23 protein-coding genes and 2 pseudogenes are annotated in these 21367 nt (G+C 65.8%); 13 read left to right on the plus strand and 12 right to left on the minus strand.

Features of this window, described 5'->3' with window-relative positions; genetic code table 11:
• Positions 1 to 6: 6 nt before the first annotated feature.
• A complete protein-coding gene (locus AC1RPL_RS18440; protein ID WP_493071406.1) occupies positions 7 to 510 on the plus strand; it encodes a GNAT family N-acetyltransferase in 504 nt (167 codons plus the stop codon).
• A complete protein-coding gene (pgeF, locus tag AC1RPL_RS18445) occupies positions 498 to 1283 on the plus strand; it encodes a peptidoglycan editing factor PgeF (protein WP_493071408.1) in 786 nt (261 codons plus the stop codon). The genes AC1RPL_RS18440 and pgeF overlap by 13 nt, the downstream gene beginning before the upstream one ends.
• On the opposite strand, the gene AC1RPL_RS18450 is transcribed toward pgeF, so the two are convergent.
• The gene (locus tag AC1RPL_RS18450) at positions 1280 to 1561 is read right to left on the minus strand and encodes a hypothetical protein (protein ID WP_493071409.1); all 282 of its coding nucleotides are present in this window, start codon (positions 1559 to 1561) and stop codon (positions 1280 to 1282) included. The two genes, pgeF and AC1RPL_RS18450, sit on opposite strands and share 4 nt — an antisense overlap.
• A gap of 52 nt (positions 1562 to 1613) precedes the next feature.
• Positions 1614 to 1898, minus strand: a pseudogene (locus tag AC1RPL_RS18455) (N-acetylmuramoyl-L-alanine amidase family protein); the annotation flags it as partial.
• Here AC1RPL_RS18455 and AC1RPL_RS18460 point away from each other — a divergent pair.
• On the plus strand, positions 1822 to 2043 hold the full coding sequence (locus AC1RPL_RS18460; RefSeq protein WP_493071411.1) for a hypothetical protein: 222 nt from the start codon (positions 1822 to 1824) through the stop codon (positions 2041 to 2043). The pseudogene AC1RPL_RS18455 and the gene AC1RPL_RS18460 overlap by 77 nt on opposite strands.
• 41 nt (positions 2044 to 2084) lie before the next feature.
• Here AC1RPL_RS18460 and AC1RPL_RS18465 read toward each other — a convergent pair.
• Positions 2085 to 2417: pseudogene (locus tag AC1RPL_RS18465) on the minus strand (glucosaminidase domain-containing protein); the annotation flags it as partial.
• A gap of 187 nt (positions 2418 to 2604) precedes the next feature.
• On the opposite strand from AC1RPL_RS18465, the gene AC1RPL_RS18470 reads away from it, so the two are divergent.
• Positions 2605 to 3912, plus strand: a complete 1308-nt coding sequence (locus AC1RPL_RS18470; RefSeq protein ID WP_493071413.1) for a cystathionine gamma-synthase family protein — start codon at positions 2605 to 2607, stop codon at positions 3910 to 3912.
• Positions 3913 to 3959: 47 nt separating this feature from the next.
• Here the strand turns inward: AC1RPL_RS18470 and AC1RPL_RS18475 are convergent, their stop codons facing one another.
• The gene (locus tag AC1RPL_RS18475; RefSeq protein ID WP_493071415.1) at positions 3960 to 5018 is read right to left on the minus strand and encodes an SGNH/GDSL hydrolase family protein; all 1059 of its coding nucleotides are present in this window, start codon (positions 5016 to 5018) and stop codon (positions 3960 to 3962) included.
• A gap of 32 nt (positions 5019 to 5050) precedes the next feature.
• Positions 5051 to 5947, minus strand: a complete 897-nt coding sequence (locus AC1RPL_RS18480) for an iron-containing redox enzyme family protein (protein WP_493071417.1) — start codon at positions 5945 to 5947, stop codon at positions 5051 to 5053.
• A gap of 129 nt (positions 5948 to 6076) precedes the next feature.
• On the opposite strand from AC1RPL_RS18480, the gene AC1RPL_RS18485 reads away from it, so the two are divergent.
• Positions 6077 to 8380 carry a GH92 family glycosyl hydrolase gene (locus tag AC1RPL_RS18485; protein WP_493071419.1) on the plus strand — a complete coding sequence of 768 codons (2304 nt, stop codon included), beginning with the start codon at positions 6077 to 6079 and terminating at the stop codon, positions 8378 to 8380.
• On the opposite strand, the gene AC1RPL_RS18490 is transcribed toward AC1RPL_RS18485, so the two are convergent.
• Positions 8377 to 9279 (minus strand): LysR family transcriptional regulator, encoded by a 903-nt coding sequence (locus tag AC1RPL_RS18490; RefSeq protein ID WP_493071421.1) that lies wholly within the window; start codon positions 9277 to 9279, stop codon positions 8377 to 8379. The two genes, AC1RPL_RS18485 and AC1RPL_RS18490, sit on opposite strands and share 4 nt — an antisense overlap.
• A gap of 96 nt (positions 9280 to 9375) precedes the next feature.
• Between AC1RPL_RS18490 and AC1RPL_RS18495 the strand changes: the two genes are divergently transcribed.
• Positions 9376 to 10197 carry an oxidoreductase gene (locus tag AC1RPL_RS18495; protein ID WP_493071422.1) on the plus strand — a complete coding sequence of 274 codons (822 nt, stop codon included), beginning with the start codon at positions 9376 to 9378 and terminating at the stop codon, positions 10195 to 10197.
• A 5-nt stretch (positions 10198 to 10202) separates the two neighbouring features.
• Here AC1RPL_RS18495 and AC1RPL_RS18500 read toward each other — a convergent pair whose 3' ends face one another.
• Positions 10203 to 11081: an alpha/beta hydrolase gene (locus tag AC1RPL_RS18500; protein ID WP_493071424.1), complete on the minus strand. Its 879-nt coding sequence runs from the start codon at positions 11079 to 11081 to the stop codon at positions 10203 to 10205.
• Between the two features lie 4 nt (positions 11082 to 11085).
• On the minus strand, positions 11086 to 12369 hold the full coding sequence (murA, locus tag AC1RPL_RS18505) for a UDP-N-acetylglucosamine 1-carboxyvinyltransferase (protein WP_493071426.1): 1284 nt from the start codon (positions 12367 to 12369) through the stop codon (positions 11086 to 11088).
• A 125-nt stretch (positions 12370 to 12494) separates the two neighbouring features.
• On the opposite strand from murA, the gene AC1RPL_RS18510 reads away from it, so the two are divergent.
• Complete coding sequence (locus AC1RPL_RS18510; protein WP_493071428.1) at positions 12495 to 13229, plus strand: Crp/Fnr family transcriptional regulator; 735 nt, start codon at positions 12495 to 12497, stop codon at positions 13227 to 13229.
• Positions 13230 to 13467: 238 nt separating this feature from the next.
• Here the strand turns inward: AC1RPL_RS18510 and clpS are convergent, their stop codons facing one another.
• The 3 genes from clpS to AC1RPL_RS18525 all read right to left on the minus strand — a co-directional run bounded on the left by clpS (position 13468) and on the right by AC1RPL_RS18525 (position 16640).
• Entirely contained in the window at positions 13468 to 13800 is a 333-nt protein-coding gene (gene clpS / locus AC1RPL_RS18515) for an ATP-dependent Clp protease adapter ClpS (protein WP_493071801.1), read from the minus strand.
• A 201-nt stretch (positions 13801 to 14001) separates the two neighbouring features.
• On the minus strand, positions 14002 to 14772 hold the full coding sequence (locus AC1RPL_RS18520) for a phasin family protein (RefSeq protein WP_493071429.1): 771 nt from the start codon (positions 14770 to 14772) through the stop codon (positions 14002 to 14004).
• Between the two features lie 119 nt (positions 14773 to 14891).
• Positions 14892 to 16640 (minus strand): PHA/PHB synthase family protein, encoded by a 1749-nt coding sequence (locus AC1RPL_RS18525; RefSeq protein ID WP_493071431.1) that lies wholly within the window; start codon positions 16638 to 16640, stop codon positions 14892 to 14894.
• Positions 16641 to 16762: 122 nt separating this feature from the next.
• On the opposite strand from AC1RPL_RS18525, the gene AC1RPL_RS18530 reads away from it, so the two are divergent.
• From AC1RPL_RS18530 to AC1RPL_RS18550, 5 genes are all read left to right on the plus strand, one after another.
• Positions 16763 to 17968: an LL-diaminopimelate aminotransferase gene (locus tag AC1RPL_RS18530; RefSeq protein ID WP_493071432.1), complete on the plus strand. Its 1206-nt coding sequence runs from the start codon at positions 16763 to 16765 to the stop codon at positions 17966 to 17968.
• Positions 17969 to 17979: 11 nt separating this feature from the next.
• The gene (locus AC1RPL_RS18535) at positions 17980 to 18759 is read left to right on the plus strand and encodes a sulfite exporter TauE/SafE family protein (RefSeq protein WP_493071434.1); all 780 of its coding nucleotides are present in this window, start codon (positions 17980 to 17982) and stop codon (positions 18757 to 18759) included.
• A 144-nt stretch (positions 18760 to 18903) separates the two neighbouring features.
• Positions 18904 to 19323 (plus strand): acyl-CoA thioesterase, encoded by a 420-nt coding sequence (locus tag AC1RPL_RS18540; protein ID WP_493071436.1) that lies wholly within the window; start codon positions 18904 to 18906, stop codon positions 19321 to 19323.
• A 241-nt stretch (positions 19324 to 19564) separates the two neighbouring features.
• The gene (locus AC1RPL_RS18545) at positions 19565 to 19897 is read left to right on the plus strand and encodes a type II toxin-antitoxin system RelE/ParE family toxin (RefSeq protein ID WP_493071438.1); all 333 of its coding nucleotides are present in this window, start codon (positions 19565 to 19567) and stop codon (positions 19895 to 19897) included.
• Between the two features lie 9 nt (positions 19898 to 19906).
• A complete protein-coding gene (locus AC1RPL_RS18550; protein ID WP_493071439.1) occupies positions 19907 to 20206 on the plus strand; it encodes a Fis family transcriptional regulator in 300 nt (99 codons plus the stop codon).
• A gap of 91 nt (positions 20207 to 20297) precedes the next feature.
• On the opposite strand, the gene AC1RPL_RS18555 is transcribed toward AC1RPL_RS18550, so the two are convergent.
• Positions 20298 to 20798 (minus strand): winged helix-turn-helix transcriptional regulator, encoded by a 501-nt coding sequence (locus tag AC1RPL_RS18555; RefSeq protein ID WP_493071441.1) that lies wholly within the window; start codon positions 20796 to 20798, stop codon positions 20298 to 20300.
• 152 nt (positions 20799 to 20950) lie between these two features.
• Here AC1RPL_RS18555 and AC1RPL_RS18560 point away from each other — a divergent pair, with 152 nt between their 5' ends.
• Positions 20951 to 21262, plus strand: a complete 312-nt coding sequence (locus AC1RPL_RS18560; protein WP_493071442.1) for a CC_3452 family protein — start codon at positions 20951 to 20953, stop codon at positions 21260 to 21262.
• The last annotated feature ends 105 nt before the right edge of the window (positions 21263 to 21367 follow it).

The following is a 21367-nucleotide window of genomic DNA, read 5'->3' on the forward strand; positions in this document are numbered from 1 at the left end:
GAGACCATGCACTACCGCGACGCCACCCTCGACGACCTGCCCGCGATCGATGCGCTGTTCCGCGTGAGCTTCGTTGCGACCTTCGGCCACCTCTACCAGCCCGCGGACCTTGCCGCGTTCCTCGGCAAGTTCACGCCCGAAGCCTGGACCGAGGAATTCGCCGAACCGGGCCTCGCCTTCCGCCTCGCCGAGGACGAGCAGGGCCTGGCCGGCTTCTCCAAGGTGAGCACCCTGACGCTCCCGGCCGAGACCACGGCCAGCACCTACGAACTCCGTCAGCTCTATCTCGACGAGCGCGCCAAGGGCAGCGGCGCGGCACAGGTGCTGATCGACTGGGCGCTCGACCAGGGCCGCGCCCGCGGTGCCGAGGAGATGTGGCTGTCGGTCTATGTCGACAACCACCGCGCCAGGCGCTTCTACCAGAAGAACGGCTTCGAGGATCAGGGCCCCTATATCTTCATGGTCGGCGATCATGAGGATGAGGACCGGCTGATGCGATGCACGCTGTGAGCGAAGTGGAGGTTTACCAGGCCCGCGCGCTGCACGGCGTTGCCCACGGTTTCCTGGGCCGCAAGGGCGGGGTCTCGATCGGCGACATGGCGAGCCTCAATGTCGGGCTAGGCTCCACGGACGATCCCGCGCTGATCGCCGAGAACCGCCGCCGCGCGACCGAATCGGTGCTGCCCGGCGCCCGCTTGGTCACGCTCTACCAGGTCCATTCGCCCGACTGCGTCGTGATCGTCGAGCCGTTCGAGGATCGCCTGCGCCCGCATGCCGATGCGCTGGTCACCGATCGCCCGGGTCTCGCGCTCGGCATCCTCACCGCCGATTGCGCGCCGGTGCTGTTGGCCGACCGCGAAGCCGGTGTCGTCGGCGCCGCGCATGCCGGGTGGAAGGGCGCGATCGGCGGCGTCACCGATTCGACCATCGCCGCGATGGAATCGCTCGGCGCGCAACGGGAACGCATCGTCGCCGCGGTCGGCCCCTCCATCGCCCGCGCCTCCTATGAAGTCGATCGCGGCTTCCTCCAGCGCTTCGCCGAAGCCGATCCGGAGAATGAGCGCTTCTTCACCGAAGGCCGGCGCGACGATCACTGGCAGTTCGATCTCGAAGCCTATGTCGCCCACCGACTGGCATCGGCCGGCATCCGCACCGTCGAGATGCTCGGCGAGGACACCTATGCCCAGGCCGGGAATTTCTACAGCTTCCGCCGCGCCACGCATCGCAGCGAGCCGGACTACGGCCGGCAGATCAGCATTATCGGGATCGCACCCCAGCCCTAGTGCGCGCGCATATAGCCGATCACCGCATCGGCGACCGATCCGAGCAGTGCGTGCCGGTTGGCTACCGCATCGGGACCCGAGATCAGCAGGCTGTCGATCGTCGGATTGGTGATGAACTCGCCTTCGATATAGGCACCCACGCACATGCGCTGCGGCGTATTGCCGAGATTGGCATCGGCCAGGATCGTAAGGCCGCCCGGGCCCGAATCCGACTCGGCCTTTAGCCCACGGTCCTTGGCCTGGGGGGAAGCGGCGCATGCCCGCCATCCAGGCGGCATGGACCGCACCCGCAAAGGCCTTGTCCGCCGCGAGGTTCTGGTTCCCGTGCGCGGCATCGGCATGATAGGTCTCCGACCCCGAGACCTCCGGTCTGTCGAGGCCGTTGAAGTGCAGGCAGATCAGCGCCTTCGCCTTGTGTGCACCGGCAAAGGCCGCGCGCTTCTTCAGGCCCAGATTCTCGTCCCTGGTCCGCGTCAGCACCACGTTGATCGCCAGGTTTGCGGCCTCCGCCTTGTCGATCAGCAGGTCGCGCAGGATCATGCAGAAATCGAGCGTGAGCTTCTTCTCCTTCACGCCACTCACGCTGACGGCGTTGTTGGGCGAGCTGCCTTCCACCTTGGCGGTGCCGCCATGGCCGGGATCGAGGATGATCGTGCCGATATCGGTGGCGCCGGCGCTTTCCGTCCGCACTTCGCCCTCGGCAAATTGCGCAAGCAGCGCCGCCGCCTCGTCCTCCAGTCCCAGCACCTTGCCGGCATAGTCCGCAGAGGGCGTGTAGATCGGGCCGATGAAGCGGATATAGTCCTCGGCGCTGTCGACATGGGTCTCCCAGCCCGAATAGGGCGCGCGGCCGATGAACGCCCAATAGCCGGCGATGAAGTTCTCCAGCGTAGCGAACTTGCAATAGGCGTCGAGACCATCATGCGCCTGGTAGAGGATCCGCGTCGCATAGGGCGCCATTTCGGGCCGCCACTTCAGGCCGCCGCAATTATAATGGACCGTCGCCAGCTCGGAGCTCATCCTGCCGCTCTCCAGCATCCACTGGGCGAGCGTGATCGACTTGAGGTGCGGATAGCGGATCGCTTCGCCGGCATAGATCTGCGCGAGTCGCTTGAGCAAGGCGTTGTCCGGCATCCGTTTTTCCTTTCACGCCACGGAGAGGCGGGAATGCTGCGCCATCGTCGGCGCCGTGCAAGCGGGGTTCGCGCCGTAACGGTTCCTTCGCGCGCGCGTTGGTGCGGACGGGGGTGTCCTTCGCCGCCCCGCTTCGTTACGGATGATACTAAAGCGCGAGGACCGCGCGAATGCCTGGAGAGCCTGCATGACCGACGAAACCGAAGCCGACCTGACCGGCGCCACCCCCCGGCGCCGTCCCAAGGCGAACGTCGACAAGGTCGGCAACCGCAAGCTCAAGCCCAGCACGATGATGATGGGCCATGGCTATGATCCGGTGCTTTCGGAAGGCTCGCTGAAGCCGCCGATCTTCCTCACCTCGACCTTCGTCTTCCCCAATGCCGCCGCCGGCAAGCGCCATTTCGAAGGGGTCACCGGCAAGCGCCCGGGCGGTGCCGACGGCCTGGTCTATTCGCGCTTCAACGGCCCGAACCAGGAGATCCTCGAGGATCGCCTGGGCATCTGGGAAGGCGCCGAGGACGCGCTGGCCTTCTCCAGCGGCATGTCGGCGATCGCCACGCTGTTCCTGTCGATGGTCAAGCCGGGCGACACGATCGTCCATTCGGGCCCGCTTTATGCCGCGACCGAGACGCTGATCGCCCGCATCCTCGGGCGCTTCGGTGTCCACTGGCTCGACTTCCCCGCCGGCGCCACCCGCGAGGAGATCGACGCGGTGCTGAGCAAGGCCGCCAGCGGCAACGTCGCGCTGATCTATCTCGAATCGCCGGCCAACCCGACCAACGCCCTGGTCGATGTCGAGGCCGTGCGCGCCAGCCGCGATGCGATCTTCAAGGGCGCCAAGCCCCCGATCGCGATCGACAACACCTTCCTGGGACCGCTCTGGGCCCAGCCGCTCAAGCAGGGCGCCGACATCGTCGTCTACAGCCTGACCAAATATGCCGGCGGCCATTCGGACCTGGTGGCGGGCGGCGTGCTCGGCTCGAAGGAGCACATCAACACGATCCGGCTGATGCGCAACACGATCGGCACGATCTGCGACCCCAACACCGCCTGGATGCTGCTGCGTTCGCTGGAGACGCTCGAGTTGCGCATGAGCCGCGCCGGCGAGAATGCCGTGAAGGTCTGCGAATTCCTGCGCACCCATCCCAAGGTCGAGCATGTCGGCTATCTCGGCTTCCTCGAGGAAGGCTCGCGCCAGGCCGACATCTACAAGCGCCACTGCACCGGCGCCGGATCGACCTTCTCGCTGTACCTCAAGGGCGGCGAGAAGGAGGCCTTCGCATTCCTCGACAGCCTCAAGATCGCCAAGCTCGCCGTGTCGCTGGGCGGCACCGAGACGCTGGCCAGCCATCCGGCCGGCATGACGCATTTGTCGGTGCCCGATGCCCGCAAGCAGGCGCTGGGAATCACCGACAATCTCGTGCGCATCTCGATCGGCGTCGAGGATGCCGATGATCTCATCGCCGATTTCGAGGAAGCGCTGAAGGCGGTGTGATCTCCCGTCACCCGTTCCCGTCCCCCGGCGAAAGCCGGGGCCCAGGGCTACGGGCGACGTCGGTCGGGGCTCTGGGTCCCGGCTTTCGCCGGGATCGCGGACCGGCGGACGATCGGCTCCAGAAGCGCTGCCATCACCCGGTGATCCTTGAGCGACGGGTGCCAATGGCACCCCGTCATCTCGAGCGGCGGCACCTTCACCGCCGTCGCACCGGCGGCCTCGGCCACTGCGGCGACATCGCGGTAGAAATTCTCCGCGCCCATCAGCACCAGCCGCGTCTGGGGCTGCTTGCGCCGAAGCGCCTTGACGAAATCGATGTAGCGCTGGCGGTAATCGCCGTGCAGCGCTGCCGCATCCGCCCAAGCCTCGCCGGCATGCACCGGGGTCGAGAAGTCGTTGGTTCCCAGGTTGATCACGATCACTTGCGGCTTCCAGCCGTCCACCGCGGCGGGTGCCGGCTCGCCGGGAATGGCGCGCGGATAGAGATAGGGCAGGTTCTCGCCCGGAAACTTGCCGGCATAATTGCGCACCACGCCGTACCCCGAATAGGCGATCACCCGGTAATCGGCGCCCAGCCGCTTCGCCAGCACCGGCCCGAACGCCTGGCTGGTATCGGTGGTGTCGTGCACTTGCTGCTGCGTGCACTCGCGGGACCGGGAAGTGTTGCCATAGCCGACGCTGTGCGAATCGCCGATGAACTCGATCGCGGTGCGGCGGGTGGTCGCGGGCAGCGGCGTGCCATGCGTGGTGAAGCCGAAGAAGCTGCTGCTGCCCTGCTGGCTCTCGGTCAGCTTGTCGAGGCGGACCAGATGCGCGCCCGGCTTCAATCCGGCGATCTTCACTTCCGCCGGCCCTGGCGTGACGATCGTCTGGAACGGCCTGCCGTCCACGCTCAGCCGCAGGAAATCGCCATGCGTCTCGACATGCGCGGTGACTTCCGTGCCGCGGAAGCGCCCCTCGACATAGGTGCCGGGCCAGCCAAAGCGCATCTCGCGTCCCTGGACGACTGCGCGCCCGCCAAAATGGACATCGAGCCGCTTGCTTTCCGGCACGGGCGCGGCGAACAGGAACAAAGGGGCGAGCAGTGCGAACGCGGCGATCTTCATCGCCTTGGCTTAGCCCGCCGCGCCAGGCCGCGTCAGCCCCAGAGTCGCGCTCGATACGCTTCGAAGCAGCGCGCGCCGCATCTGAGCCGGATCAGCGCACCCTCTGCCATCGCGGTGGCGCGGCGCGGATCCTCCTCGACTGCCGGGCGGATCGCCTCGCGGTTCCAGTCCTCGCTATGCTTCACGTCGAGCACCGCGTGCAGCGTGAAATAGCGCGCTTCCTTCGGCGTCAGTCCGACGCGCTTCAGCCCCTCGGCGACCAGCCCGGCGCGCCACGGCGCGGTCAGCTCGATCACGCCCAGCGCGCCGACCGAATGCCAGGCGTAGCGCCGATTGGTCGCCATCGCAGTCATTGCATTGGCGAGGCACAGGCTCTCCCACACCGTGTTCTCGATCACCGGGTGCACTTCGAGCGTCTCGACCAGCGCGTCGAGCATCGGGCCGTGCATGCCCTTGGCGGTGCCATGGCCCATCTCGTCCCAATAGTTGCGGGCGAGCTCCAGCTTGGGTCGTGTCGGCAGCTTGACCTGCGTCATCGCGACGAGATCGTCGAACCCCGCTTCGCCCGCGGCCTCCTGTTCGAAGAACCATCGAAGCTGATCCCGATCGGCTTGTTCGGCCAGCCAGGGGAAGAGCGGATCGCTCTCGCCGGGCCCGGCCCCCTTCAGCCCTTCGAACCAGGCGATGAAGCCTTCGACATCGGTCGGCGCCTGCGCCGCCTCATCGGCCACTTCGGCGCCAAGCTCCTCGAGGAAATCGCCTTCGAGCCGCTGCATCTTGACGTCGCGCTCATAGATCTTCTGCCAGTCGGCGCTGGGGAATCCGGGTTCCAGCCGCTCGCGGTTCCAATGCGCCAAGCCGCGCTGGAAGCTGTCCTTCAGAAATTGCGAGCCGAGGTCGTTCGCGAAATCGCGGGGGCGGGTTGCCATGTCTGTGAATCTCTCCTGGATGCTGCAAAAACCGGCAGCCAGCCCCCCAAGTTCCGACAACTAACTTGGATTAGAGTGTTTTTGCCGCCCACTGGCAGTCGAACGCCGGCCATGCTCTAACTTCGCGCCATGCTCGCCCAGCTCCGCACCGGCCTCGCCGCGCTCGCCACCCTGTCGCTCACCACTGCGCCGATCGCGGCGCAAACCACCTATGAAGCCGTCGATCCGATGATCGGCACCGGCGGCGAGGGACATACTTTCCCCGGCGCCGTCGCGCCGTTCGGAATGATTCAGCTGAGCCCGGACACCGACACGACCTGCCAGATCCGCAAATGCTACAGCCACGCCGCCGGCTATCGCTACGAGGACCCGACGATCCAGGGTTTCTCGATGACCCATTTCTCGGGTGCGGGCCATTCCGACCTGGGCGACTTCCTGATCCAGCCGATATCGGGGGACGCGGTGGGTATCGGGCCCGACGACTATCGCTCGCCCTTCGATCACGCGACCGAGCGGGCCCAGCCCGGCTATTACGCCGTCACCCTCGCCAAGCCGGGCGTCCGGGCCGAGATGACCGCCGGCACGCGCATCGGCGTACAGCGCTATGCCTTTCCGACCGGCAAGGCGGCGCATCTGCTGCTCGACCTGCGCAGCTCGCTCTACGATTATCCCGGCAAGATCCTGTGGTCCTCGATCCGCATCCGCAGCGACGGCGCCATCACCGGCGCGCGCGAGACGCGCGGCTGGGCGCCGGCGCGCAAGCTGTTCTTCGCGATCCGCCCCTCGGCGCCACTCGCCGGCCATGCCTTCCTCAACCGGGAGGAGAAGGTCGAGTACAAGGGCTTCCAGGGCCCGAGCCGCGGCGCCGACGATGCCCGGCAGCTCGCCGGGCGCGAACTGGTCGCGCGCCTTGATTTCGGCGCGCTCGACAGGCCGCTCGAAGTGAAGGTCGCGATCTCCGCAGTGGACGAGGACGGCGCCATCGCCAATCTCGATAGCGAGCCGGGCGGCTTCGACGCGATCCGCGCGGCCACCCGCAAGGCCTGGGAAAAGGCACTCGGCGCGATCGACCTGGATGGCCCCGCGCCGATGAAGAAGATCGTCGCGACCGCGCTCTATCACAGCATGATCGCCCCCAGCGTCTTCTCCGACGCAGACGGCCGCTGGCGCGGGCCGGACGACCAGGTCCACCAGGCCAAGGGCTTCACCTTCCATTCGACCTTTTCGCTGTGGGACACATTCCGCGCCGAGCATCCGCTGCTGCTGCTCACCCAGCCGGAAAAGAAGAACGCCGACTTCGTCAATTCGCTGATCGCGAGTTCGGCTGTCAGCCCCTTCGGCATCCTGCCCGTGTGGCAGTTCCATGGCCGCGAGACCTGGACGATGATCGGCTATCACGCCGTCCCGGTAATCGCCGACGCCTGGCTCAAGGGCATTCGCGGCTTCGACCCGAGTGCGGCGCTTGATGCGGCAGTGAAGAGCGCGACCTACGGTCCCTATGGCGGCTTGGACCAGTATATGAAGCTCGGCTATGTCCCGATCGACAAGGAGCCCGAAGCCGCCTCCAAGACCGTCGAATATGCTTATGACGACTGGACCATCGCGCGCATGGCCCGGGCGATGGGGAAGGCGGATGTCGCCGCCACCTTCGAGGCGCGCGCCGGCAATTGGCGGAACAGCTTCGATGCCAAGACGGGGTTCCTGCGTGCCCGCAAGTCCGACGGCAGCTACCGCGCGCCCTTCGATCCCACTGCGATCAACTATGGATCGGACTATACCGAGGGCAATGCCTGGCAATATTCGTGGTTCGTGCCGCAGGACCAGGCCGGCATGTTCGCGCTGCTGGGCGGCGAGGCGGCGGCGGTGAAGAAGCTCGACGCGATGTTCGATTTCGACAATTCGAAGCTCGACTACAGCCATGCCGAGGACATTGCCGGGCTGATCGGCCAGTATATCCATGGCAACGAGCCGAGCCACCACGTCGCCTATCTATACGCCTATGCCGGCCAGCCCTGGCGTACCCAGGCCCGGCTCAAGCAGATCGTCGAGAGCCAGTACAAGCCGACGCCGGACGGACTTTCGGGCAATGACGATCTCGGCCAGATGTCGGCCTGGCTCGTGTTCACTGCGCTGGGCTTCTATCCCGTGGCGCCCGGCTCGAACCAATATGTCATCGGCCGGCCCTTCCTCGACCGTGCGGCGCTCAACCTGCCGAACGGCAAGCACTTCGCCGTGGTCGCGGACGGTCTGTCGGACGCGAACGGATACATCGGCAAGGTCACCCTCAACGGCAGGCCCCTGGCGCGCGGTTACCTGACGCACGAAGAGCTCGTCGCCGGCGGCGAGCTGCGCTTCACGATGCAGGCGGCGCCCAACAAGAGCTGGGCGACAGGCAAGGCGGTGCGGCCCTATTCGATGAGCACAGCCCGCTAGCCCCCGCGCCGCACCGCATCGATGAACGCGCGCACCGCCGGCGCCATGTGGCGCTGCTGCGGGTAGCAGAGATAATGGCCAGGGAACGGCGCCGACCATTGCTCGAGCAGCGGCACCAGCCGGCCCGCTTCGATATGGCCGCGCACCTTGGGCTCGATGGCGAAGGCGATGCCGATGCCTTGCAGCGCTGCCTCGAGACAGGCCTGCTTGTCGTCGAGGATCAGCGGTCCGTCGACCGCGACCTGGAACCAGCCATTCTCCCAGAACTCCCAGTGATAGGACGCCGCCTCGCCCGGCCAGCGCCAGCGGATGCAGCGATGGCGCAGCAGCTCGCGCGGATGGTCGGGCGCGCCATGCGCCGCGACATAGTCCGGCGTCGCGACGGCGAGCTGGCGCATCTCCGTGCCGAGCGCCAGCGCGACCATGTCGCGCTCGATCAGTTCGCCGATGCGGATCGCCACGTCATAGCCGCCCGCGACGATGTCGATCACCGTGTCGTCCAGCGCGATGTCGAGCACGACGTTGGGATAGTCCCGCGCAAAGCTGGCAAGGATCGGCTGGACATGCAGCTCGCCAGCGAAGCGCGAGGCGTGGACGCGCACGCGCCCGGCAACGCCTTCGCGGCCCGCCCGCACCTGCAGCATCGCCTCGCCGAGTTCGGCCAGTGCCGGCTCGGTGCGCGCGAGCAGCGCGGCCCCGGCTTCGGTAAGCGAGACGCTGCGCGTGGTGCGGTTGAGCAATCGCGCCCCGAGCCGCTCCTCCAGCCCGCGGACGAGCTGGCTCAGCGCGGAGGGGGACACGCCCATCGCCCCGGCGGCGCGGCTGAAGCTCAGCAGCTGTGCGACCGCGACGAAGCCGCGGAGCTGTTGATAGTCGGCGGATAGCAGCGTCGGTTCCACGCCACTGTTTAGCAGAGCTAACAAGTCTATGGCAAAATGCCGGTATTATCCTGGCGGGCCCCAACGCCCATCTCCTGCGCGGAAGGAGATCACATCATGAAGACTTGGCTCATCACTGGAATTTCGCGCGGGCTCGGCCTCGCCCTCGCTCAGGCGGCGCTGGCACGCGGCGATACCGTCATCGGTACCGTTCGCGGCGCGGCGCCCACGCTGGAGATCGGCGCCGGCACGCTGCACACGCTCTCACTCGACATGGCCGATCCGGCCGCGATCGCCTCGACCATCGAGCAGGCGTTCGCGCTCACGGGACGGATCGACCTGATCGTCAACAATGCCGGCTACGGCCTTATCGGCGCGATTGAGCAGGCAGGCGATGCTGAGGTTGCCCGCCTGTTCGACGTCGATCTTTTCGGCCCGTTCCGCCTGATCCGCGCCGCGCTTCCGCATCTCCGGGCGCAGGGAGCCGGGCATATCGTCAACGTCACGTCGATCGCGGGCCGCGCCCCGAATTCCGGATCGGGCCTCTATGCCGCGGCCAAGTTCGCGCTCGAGGGCCTGTCGGCGGCGCTCGCCCAGGAAGTCGCGCCACTCGGTATCCATGTCACCGCCGTGGCGCCCGGGGCATTCCGGACCGATTTCCTGTCGGACCATTCGATCCGCAAGACTGGCGCCGACACAGCCTATGCCGAATCGGCCGGCCGTTCGGCGGCGGCGCTGTCGGCAATGGCGGGAAAGCAACTCGGCGACCCGCGCCGCGCCGCCGCGGCTATCCTCGAACTGGCGGACGCGGCCCATCCGCCGCTCCACCTGCTGCTCGGCAGCGACGCGCTCCGCCGTGCCCGCGAGAAGCTCGATGCGGTGATCGACGAGATCGACCGCTGGGAACCGGTCACCCGCAGCACCGATTTCGTCGAATAGCGGAGTTAGGGCGCGCCGATCGTCTCGCGCAGGAAGCCGCCCACGCGGCGCGCCCATTCCGCATCGTGCAAATTGCTCACCGCACCATGGGTAAGCCCAGGCACCAGCCACAGCCCTTTGCGGTTCGGCGCGGCCTCGTAAAGCGCCCGCGTCTCGGCCGGCGGGGTGTAGCGATCCTCCGCACCGCCGATCACGAACGCTGGCCCGCGGAAATCGCGGATCCTCGCGACCGGGGCGATCCGTTCCGGCCACACACTGTAGCGCGGAAGCGACTGAAAGCTGAGCAACGGCTCGCCGATCATGCCGCCCACCGGGGTCAGCATCGCGGCCATCCGGTTGTAGATCGCGTGGCGGATGTCGGGGAACACCGCGACCAGCACCAGCGCATCGGCGGGCACGGCGCCGTCGCGCCCGACGAGCGCCGCCGCGCCGCCCAGCGAGATGCCGATCACCGCCGTCTTCGCGCCGTTCTGCCGCGCCTTGAGCCAGTCGAATGCCGCGCGCGCGTCCAACCCCTCGTCAAGGCCGTAGCTATGGTCGGTGATCGTCGATTCTCCGTGCCCGCGCAGGTCGATGGCGAGCGCGGCATAGCCCTGCGCCACCAGCGCTTCGGCGGCCGGCACGGTCTGGTTGCGCGAAGCGCCGACGCCGTGGAGCAGCAGCACCGCCGGCGCATCGGGCCTGCGCCCCGGCCAATAGGTGCCGGCGATCGTCACGCCGTCCCGCGCGGTCAGCCGCACCTGTTGCGCGGGTGGCGGCACCGGCGCGATCGCCGAAGCGTGGCCTCGGGCAATCATCGATGCGAGGAACCAGTTTCCGGCCAGGACAAGGACCAGCAGCAGCGCGGCCAATCCGGCCGCGAGCTTCAGGCGCCGCCTCCGCATGGCCTCAGCCGTCGCCGGCGCGCTCGATATCCGCGCCCACCGCCTGGAGCTTCTCCTCGAGCCGCTCATAGCCGCGGTCGAGGTGATAGACGCGGTTGACCTGGGTCTCGCCCTCGGCTGCCAGGCCCGCGAGGATCAGGCTCATCGAGGCGCGCAGGTCGGTCGCCATCACCTGGGCGCCGACCAGCCTGGCCGGCCCGTGCACCACGGCGGTACGTCCGCGCACATCGATATGCGCGCCCATGCGGGCCAGCTCGGGCACGTGCATGTAGCGATTCTCGAAGATCGTCTCGGTGAACACGCTGGCCCCTTCGGCGACCAGCTGCATCGCCATGAACTGCGCCTGCATGTCGGTGGCGAAGCCCGGGAAGGGCGCGGTCGACAAGGTCAGCGGCTTGAGCGGGCCATTGGCGGCGATGCGGATGCCGGTCTTCTTCTCCTCGACCGTGACGCCGGCCTGGACCAGTGCGTCCAGGGTCGCGCGCATGTCGTCCGCTACGGCACCGACCAGCTCGACATCGCCGCCGGTGATCGCTGCGGCGCAGGCATAGCTGCCCGCCTCGATCCGGTCGGGCATCACCGCATAGGTCGCGCCGTGCAGGCGATCGACGCCTTCGATCTCCAGCCGCTCGGTGCCGATGCCGCCGATATGCGCGCCCATCGCGACGAGCAGATTGCACAGGTCGACGATCTCCGGCTCGCGCGCTGCATTGTCGAGCACCGTCGTGCCCTTGCACGTCACTGCCGCCATCAACGCATTCTCGGTCGCGCCGACCGAAACCACCGGGAAGCTGAATCGCCCACCCTTTAGCCGCCCGCCCGGCGCGCTGGCCTTCACATAGCCGGCGGCGATCTCGATCTCGGCACCCATCGCCTCGAGCGCCTTCAGGTGCAGGTCGATCGGGCGGTTGCCGATCGCGCAGCCGCCGGGAAGCGACACCGTCGCCTCGCCGGCGCGGCCGAGCAGCGGGCCGAGCACCAGGATCGAGGCGCGCATCTTGCGGACGATGTCATAGGGCGCGACCGTCGAGCTCAGCTTGCCCGCGCGCACCGTCATCACCCGGCCGAAATCGGTGGGCCGCGTGCCTTCGATCGAAGTCGAGGCACCCAGCTCGTTGAGCAGGTGCCCGAAGCTGTCGACGTCCGCCAGGCGGGGCAGGTTGCGCAGCGTCAGCGGCTCGTCGGTGAGCAGCGCGCAGGGCATCAGGGTGAGCGCGGCGTTCTTCGCCCCGGAAACGGGGATCTTGCCGGAGAGGCGCTTGCCGCCGCGAATGAGAATACGGTCCATGCCGGGCTTCTAATCGCTCGCCCGCTGCACGCAAGGGCGCTCCGAATATGTCGGGCTTGATCGACTTTAATGCGTTGATTCAATTGGACTGCTTTGCATCGGATGTGTTGGGGGGAAGCCATCGCGTGTCCGGCAGTTGTTTCGCGGAAAGGCTGAGCGAACTGATCGACCTTACTTCGGTCGAGCAACAGGCGCTCGAAAAACTGGAGGAACGCCAGCGGCCGGTGCGCCGCGGGGCGGTGCTGCAGCGCGAGAATGAGGGCTGCAACGAGCTCTACATCCTGCGCAAGGGCATGATGATGAGCTATGTGCTGCTCGACGATGGCAGCCGGCAGATCCTGCGCTTCCTCTTCCCCGGCGACATGCTCGGCATCTCCAGCGCAGTCTATCAGGAAGCGACCGAGACGCTGGCCGCGCTGTCGGACTGCGTGGTCAGCCCGTTCGATCGCGGCGCATTGTCCGAGCTGATGCTCGCCCACCCCCGGCTGGCGGCGATGGTGCTGGTCCATTCGCAGATCGAGCGGGTGGCACTCACCGATCGGCTCGCCGCGCTCGGCCGCACCAGCGCCAAGGCGCGGGTCGCAGCGCTGCTCATCGAGCTGCGCAACCGGCTGAAGGCGACCGACAAGAGCGTCACCGACACCTTCACGCTGGGGCTGACCCAGGAGGAAGTGGGCGACGCGACCGGGCTCACCGCGGTCCACGTCAACCGGATGCTGCGCCAGCTCGAGGAAGAAGGGTTGATCGCCCGCGAGAATGGCCGCGTGACTTTGGTCGACGAGCGCGCGCTCGCCCGCGCTGCCAATTACGTCAATCGCTATGAAGGGCTCGATCTCGGCTGGCTGCCCAGGGCAGGCTGACCGGCGTTTCGGAGAGGCCCGGAAATGAGGAGGGCCGGACGTCTGCGATGACAAGTCGCGCCGTCCGGCCCCGTTCCCGCCCAAAAACCCCCCGGTTCTCAGGAACTGAGGGCGTTATAGCGGTAGCCCGTAGGGCGGTATTTCCCGGAAAAGCGCCTACGCGGGTTGCTACGGAGGCAGGGGTGTAACGATCGCGCTACCCAAAGTTCCCTCCCTTCCAGGGAGGGGAATGGCGTGCCTACGCCTTCTCCAGCGTGCACTGGAGCGGGTGCTGGTTCTGCTGTGCGAACTCGATCACCTGGGCGACCTTGGTTTCCGCCACTTCATAGCTGAACACGCCGCACACGCCGACGCCCTTCTGGTGGACCTGGAGCATCACCCGCGTCGCTTCTTCCATGTTCATCCGGAAGAAGCGCTGCAGGCACAGCACGACGAACTCCATCGGCGTGTAGTCGTCGTTGAGCATCAGCACGCGGTACGGTGTCGGCTTCTTGGTCCGCGTGCGGGTACGCGTGGCAAGGCCGACATTGGGATCATTGCCCCGCTCGTCGTCGTTGCCGTCCTCGGCCATGCGGATATTGAATGTCACGGGATTGGTCACGCTGCGGAAAATATGGGTTCCGGTCCCGAAGGGCAAGGCCACGCACTTCGCGCAGACCCTGATTGGGAACGGGCAAATGGAAAGGGCGGCCATTCCCGAAGGAACAGCCGCCCCGATCCATGTTCTCCACGCCACTTGTCCGGCTTGCGCCGGCGGGCCGGAGGACCAGGCTTACGCCGCGGTCTTCACCTTCTCGGCGGCGACGGCAACGCGGTTCGACAGCGGCTGGGCCGCGTCGCTGGCGAGCTTGATCAGCGCCTCGGTGTTCTTCGAAGCCTCGGCGACGTATGAGTCGAACGAGGTGCGGAAGAAATCGCTCTGCAGCTTGAAGAAATCGGCCGGCGACTTGACCGACGAGAAGCTCTTCAGCGCCGCGGTCGCGGTCTCGAAGCTCTTGCGGCTATATTCGGCGGCGTCCTGGCCCAGGCCTTCGAAGCCCTTGGCAGCGATGCGGCCCGACTCCACCAGCGCCTCGACATTGCCCTTGGCGAAGTCATTGGCTTCCTCGACCAGCTTGGTCGACTTCTCGACGGCGGCCTTGGTGCGGTCATTCCAGTCAGCGAACAGAGCCTGGGCCTTGCCGGTCGCGTTTTCGATCGTGGTCATCACATTTTCCTTCACTGCCGGCGCGGCGACGGTCTCTTCGACGGCCTCCGCGGCGGTGGTTGCGGTTTCCGTGACGGCCTCGACGATCAACTCGGCGGGGGTCTCGATCACGGCTTCGATGGTTTCAGTCACTTCCTGCGGTGCTGCCTCAAGGACCGGGACCGGCTCGATGACGACGGGAGCCGGTACGATCTTTTCGACGATCGTCTCGGCAGCCTTCACCGGCGCGGGCTTCTCAGCCTTGGGCGCAGCTACTTTCGGCGCGGCGTTGGCGCGCGCCGCAGGCTTCGGAGCGGTGCGCTTGGGCGCGCCGGTCTTCGGTCCCTTGGTGGCCATGATCTGCCTTCCCCATAAAGCTATTGCTGCGATGCAGCATGTAAGCTCAGCCGACAGGGATTGCAAGGGTTATTGTGCAGTGCACAAAAAGTGCTTTTACGCTAGGGAACGCGCCGGCCTCAGCGCATCCGGACATAGCTTCCCGGCGCATCCTCCAGCGCCTCGAGCTTGCCCTTGCCGGGCACCCGGGCGCCCTTCACCGGCACCTTCGCCGCGTCGAGGCCGTCCAGCCATTCGATCCAGTCGGGCCACCAACTCCCCTGGGTTTCCTTTGCTCCCGCAAGGAACTCGGTGAGCGAGTCGACCTTCTCCGAATTGGTCCAATATTGATATTTCTGCGCCGAGGGCGGGTTGACCACGCCGGCGATATGCCCCGATCCGGCGAGCACGAACTTCAAGGGTCCCTTGAAATAATGGGTGATCTTCCAGACGCTCTGCGCCGGCGCGATATGGTCCTCGCGCCCGGCCTGGACATAGGTGGGGGTCATGACCTTCGACAGGTCGAGCGGCGTCCCGTTGATCGCCAGCGCGCCCGCCTGGACCAGCTTGTTGTCGCGGTACAGGTCGGTCAGGTAGCTCAAATGCCATAGCGCCGGCAGGTTGGTGACGTCCGAATTCCAGTGGAGCAGGTCGAACGGGGCATAGTCCTTGCCCATCAGGTAATTGTTGGTGACGTAGTTCCAGATCAGGTCGCGCCCGCGCAGCAGGTTGAACGTCGCCGCCATATAGCGCCCGTCGAGGAACCCCTCGCTGCCCAGGCTCTTGATCATCGCCAGCTGCTCGTCATCGACGAACATGGTCAGCTCGCCGGCATCGGCGAAATCGACCTGCGCGGTGAAGAAGGTCGCGCTCTTCACCTTCTCCGCCTCACCGCGCGCATGCAGCACGGCCAGCGTCGCGGCCAGCGTGGTGCCCGCCACGCAATAGCCGATCGCATGCACCCCTTCGACGCCGAGCAGGTCGCGCACCGTGTCGATCGCGTCGATCTGCCCGTCCTCGACATAATCGTCCCACACCACGTCCTTCATCGTCGCGTCGGCGGACTTCCACGAGACGACGAACACGGTGATCCCCTGCTCCACCGCCCATCGGATGAAGCTCTTCTCCGGGTTGAGATCGAGGATGTAATAGCGGTTGATCCAGGGCGGGAAGATCAGCAGCGGCGTCGCGTATACCTCTTTCGCACCCTCCGCCGGGGCGTATTGGATCAGCTCGTAGAGCGGCGTGCGCTTGACCACCTTGCCCGGCGTCATCGCCAGGTTGCGGCCGAGTTCGTACACGCCCTCCGCCGTCTGGGTCATCTGGCCCTTGGCCATGTCGGCCATCATGTTCTGCAGGCCCTTGAGCAGGCTCTCGCCCTTGGTCTCGACGATCTTCTCAAGCACTTCGGGATTGGTCGCCGGGAAGTTGGTCGGGCTCATCGCATCGAGCAGCCCCTTGGTCGCGAAGCGCATCTGCTCCTTCTGCCGCGGATCCACGCCGTCCAGCGCATCGACGCCGCGCAGCATATGGTCGGCGATGACGAGATAACTCTGGCGCAGGAAGTCGAACACCGGCTCCTCGCGCCATTGCGGCGCCTTGAAGCGCTTGTCGCGCGCCTGCTCGGGCGTCTCCTCGAAGGGCGCGGCATGCTGTGGGTCGAGGAAGCGCTGCCAAAGCTTCATCGTGTCCGACCAGAAATCGGTGGTCGCCTTCACCGCCGCGGTCGGGTCGAACATCGCGAAAGGCGCCGCAGCGCTCGGCATCTGCTCGATCAAGTCGAAGCCCTGCTCCAGCATCATCTGCTGCGCGCGTCCCAGCACCCAGGTCCAGTGCTGCAGGTCTTCGAGGTCGGGAATCGGCGGGGTCGTCGTCTCGGCCATGCTCATCCTCTCCAAGCGCCGCTTTAGCGCACCACAGGCAACTCGTCATTCCCGCAGGGGAGAACATGGCGTAGGAGATGCCCACGGCACAAGATCGTGTCGCGCTCCAATTCCCGAAAGACGAGGAAATGTCCGAAGAATTCTACCGCATGAAGCGCCTGCCCCCCTATGTCATCGCCGAAGTGAATGCGATGCGGGCAGCGGCGCGTGCGGCGGGAGAGGACATCATCGATCTCGGCATGGGCAATCCGGACCTGCCGCCGCCACCGCATGTGATCGAGAAGCTGGTCGAAGTCGCACAGAAGCCCGACGCGCATGGCTATTCCCAGTCCAAGGGCATTCCGGGCCTGCGTCGTGCCCAGGCGAATTATTACGCCCGCCGCTTCGGTGTCGACATCGATCCCGAGACCGAAGTCGTCGTGACGATGGGCTCGAAGGAAGGCCTGGCCAGCCTCGCCACCGCGATCACTGCGCCGGGCGACGTCGTGCTCGCGCCCAACCCGAGCTACCCGATCCACACCTTCGGCTTCATCCTCGCGGGTGCCACGATCCGCGCGGTGCCGACCACGCCCAACGAGGCTTATTTCGAGAGCCTCGAGCGCGCGATCGCGTTCACCGTGCCGCGCCCATCGATCCTGGTGGTCAACTACCCGTCAAACCCGACCGCCGAGACGGTGGACCTCGCATTCTACGAGCGCCTGGTCGCCTGGGCGAAGGAGAACAAGGTCTGGATCATCTCCGACCTTGCCTATTCCGAGCTCTATTTCGACGGCAAGCCGACCGTGTCGATCCTCCAGGTCAAGGGCGCCAAGGACGTCGCGATCGAGTTCACCTCGCTCTCCAAGACCTATTCGATGGCCGGCTGGCGCATGGGCTTCGCGGTCGGCAACAAGACCCTGATCGCGGCGATGACCCGCGTGAAGTCGTACCTCGATTACGGCGCCTTCACGCCGATCCAGGCCGCCGCCTGCGCCGCATTGAATGGTCCGCAGGACATCGTCGAGGCCAACCGCCAGCTCTATCACAAGCGCCGCGACGTGCTGGTCGAGAGCTTCGGCCGCGCCGGCTGGGAGATCCCCTCCCCGCCCGCATCGATGTTCGCCTGGGCGCCGCTGCCCCCCGCGCTCGCCCATCTCGGCAGCCTGGAATTCTCCAAGCAGCTCCTCACCCATGCCAAGGTCGCGGTCGCGCCGGGCGTCGGGTACGGCGAGAATGGCGAGGGCTTCGTGCGCATCGCGATGGTCGAGAACGAGCAGCGCCTGCGCCAGGCTGCGCGCAACGTGAAGCAATATCTCAAGTCGATGGGCGTCAACACCGCGGCAAAGGCGGGCTGAGGCTCCACAACGTGCCGCATATCGATCCGCTCTATTCGCTGGCTGGCGTGCTGGTCGGCCTGCTCGTCGGGCTGACCGGCGTCGGCGGCGGCTCGCTGATGACGCCGCTGCTGGTGCTCGCCTTCGGCTTCCATCCGGCGACTGCGGTCGGCACCGACCTGCTCTATGCCTCGGCGACCAAGACCGCGGGCACCGCGGTGCATGGCTGGCGCGGCTCGGTCGATTGGAAGGTGGTGCGCCGCCTTGCCACCGGCAGCGTGCCGGCGACGATCGCCACCCTCGTCTGGCTCGCCTGGACCCACGGCAAGCCCGGCGCCTCGGCCCAGCTCATATCGCTGATCCTCGGCGTCACGCTGATCCTCACCGCCATCGCCATCCTGTTCCGCGGCCGCATCGTCGCGGCGCTCGGTCCGCGCTTCGCCAATGTCGATGCGGGGCGGATCGGCTGGGCGACAATGCTGCTCGGCGCGGTGCTCGGCACGCTCGTCTCGCTCACCTCGGTGGGCGCCGGCGCACTGGGCATGACCGCGCTGCTCGTCCTCTATCCCAAGGCGCCGGTCGCCCGGCTGGTCGGATCGGACATCGCCCATGCCGTACCCCTCACCTTCATAGCCGGCATCGGCCATTGGGCGCTGGGCTCGGTCGACCTGGGCCTGCTGCTCGCGCTGCTGCTGGGCTCGGTCCCCGGCATCGTCGTCGGCAGCCTGGTCGCGACGCGCGTGTCGGACAAGGTGCTGGTCCCGATCCTTGCCACGGTGCTGGCGATCGTCGGCGCGCGGCTGCTGTTCTAGGGACCCCACTTTAACCGTCATCCCCGCGAACGCGGGGATCCAGGGTCACTCTGTCCTGCCGGTACTGCTTGGCGCTGGATCCCCGCCCTCGCGGGGACGAGGTGAATAGTTGACCTCGCGTCGCCACCAAGCCAACCGGTCCCGATGCGCCCCGGCTTCCCATTCTCCACGCGCTTCCGCGTCCGCTATTCCGAGATCGACGGGCAGAAGATCGTCTTCAACTCGCGCTATCTCGAATATGCCGACGTTACCTTGAGCGAATTCTGGCGCTGGGCGGCGCTCGACGACATCGGCCCCGACTGGCTCGACGCCGAGTTCAACGTCGTCCGTGCCGGGATCGACTATAAGAAGCCCTTCGTGTTCGACGACATGGTCGAAAGCTTCGCCCGCGTCGAGCGCGTCGGCAATTCCAGCATGACGATGCGCATCGACCTCTGCCACGCCGATACCGGCGAACTGCATACCGAGATCGAGATGGTCAGCGTCCATGTCGACCTGGCAACGCGCAAGTCGAAGCCGATCCCGGAGAATGTGCGGGCACGGCTGGAGGGGCTGGGCGGCTGACCTGCCTGCTATTTTCGCTGGATCTGATGCGCGGCGTAGCAATGCGGGCGACCACCCTGCCCCCTTATCATGACATTCGCGGACGAACATGCGGGATTGACAAAATGCATCATATATGACACATCGTCATCACCGGGCGGTGGTCCGGATAAAGTCCCTCTGACGGGCAAACACGCGGCAATCCCGCCGCACACAAAAAAGGAGATGCTTATGAGAAATAGAATGTTCGAAAGGCGAAGATATGAAGAAGGTTACATTCTTTCAGACCGCTAATGGCAATCAGCTTGTAGCGGATTTCATTCGATCGCTTCCCGGCGATGACCGCGAGGTTATTGGTACCGACTTGATGAGACTGCAGATCGGCTACCCTATGGGCCCGCCTCTCTGCAAGCATATCAAAGGACCTATCTGGGAGCTTCGAAGTACCGTCCCCTCCAAACGGGAGGTTCGGTTGCTCTACTTTTTTGATGCCAACAGTCAGCAGATCATCGTTGTTCACGCTTTCATCAAAACGACACGAACAACGCCAAAGTCTGACATCGATCTGGCGGATAAGAGGCGGAGTGAGTTTTAAGGAGTAAAAATGGTGGAGAAGCAGGGTCCTAGAGATCCTAGCAACTTTACGAGCCTGAACGATCTTCTGGATGAGGATGGCATTCGTGAAGAAGTCACCGTCATGGCGATCAAGCAAGTGATTGCTGACGCCCTTCGTGGAGCCATGAAAGATCATGGCCTCACGAAGGCTGCCATGGCAGAAAGAATGCAAACCAGCCGGAAGCAGCTCGATAGAGTGCTTGATCCGAACGAACACAATGTGACACTTGAAACACTGGCTCGCGCAGCAAAAAGCGTTGGACGGACACTGAAGGTGGAGCTGGCATAAGCAGCTCCGCCTGCTTTTTGTGCCTCGCAATGCAAAATATCGTTGCTTAATAACGCTCGCGATCAAAAGGGGCGAGCTATCGACGGGAATTCTACTCCGCCGCCTTCACCTCGACTGCATCATCATCGCGCACCACATCCTCCGGCAGCGCCCAGAGCAGGTCGCCCTTGCCCAGCGCGCGCCCGTCATGGCTAAGCACCTGCACCGTCTGGATCGGCCGGCTGTCGCGCGCGTCGACCAGCACCGGGAAGGCCTGGACGCCGGTCTCCCAGCGCTCGCCCCATTGCCTGAGCGAAACCATCGCCGGCAGCAGCGCATAGCCCTTGTCGGTCAGGTGGTATTCGATCTTGCGGCGATCGTCGGCGCAGGGCTCGCGGTTCAGGATGCCCTTGTCGACCAGCCGTGCCAGCCGGTTGGCCAGGATGTTGCGCGCGATGCCCAGCTCGCTCTGGAATTCCTCGAAGTGATGCAGCCCGTTGAACGAGCCGCGCAGGATCAGGAACGACCAGCGTTCCCCCATCGCCTCCAGCGCCGCCGGCAGACTGCAGTCATTCGCCAGCTGCCGCAGCGATTCTCGAATGGCACCACCCATGACTTGTCACCCTAAAGCAAAAGCGGACGTTACGGAATGGCGTAACATCTTGCATTGCAGCAATAGTTTCTGGTTGCAACTTACCTTGTTGTCAATTAGACAATGAGTCGCGGCTTATGCTGCATGTTTTCAGATCCCCAGGAGGATTTCCCATGACCCGCTTTTTCGCCGCAGCGGCCGCGGCCACGCTGGCTCTCGTCCCCGCCGCCGGCATCGCGCAGGGTGCCACGAACGGCTATTACGCCGCGACCCCGGTGAGCGCGCCGGCCAAGGCCAGCGTCGTCACCCGCTCGACGCTGTGGAAGTGCGGCGAAGGCACCTGCATCGCCGCCAAGGCCAATGCGCGTGACGGCATCGTCTGCGAACTGGTTGCCCGCGAAGTCGGCAAGCTCTCGGCCTTCCGCGCCAATGGCGCCGAATTCGACGCTGCCAGCCTCGAGAAGTGCAACGCCAAGGCGCACTGAGCTGGCGCCCGCGCCACACCCGTTCAGGTAAAATGTTGAGCGCGGTCCGGAAAATCCCGGATCGCGCTCAATTTTATTGCAAAGCAACAGCGGCGCGCCCCATCT

It is taken from the genome of Sphingomonas sp. GW821-FHT12D09 (assembly GCF_058807215.1).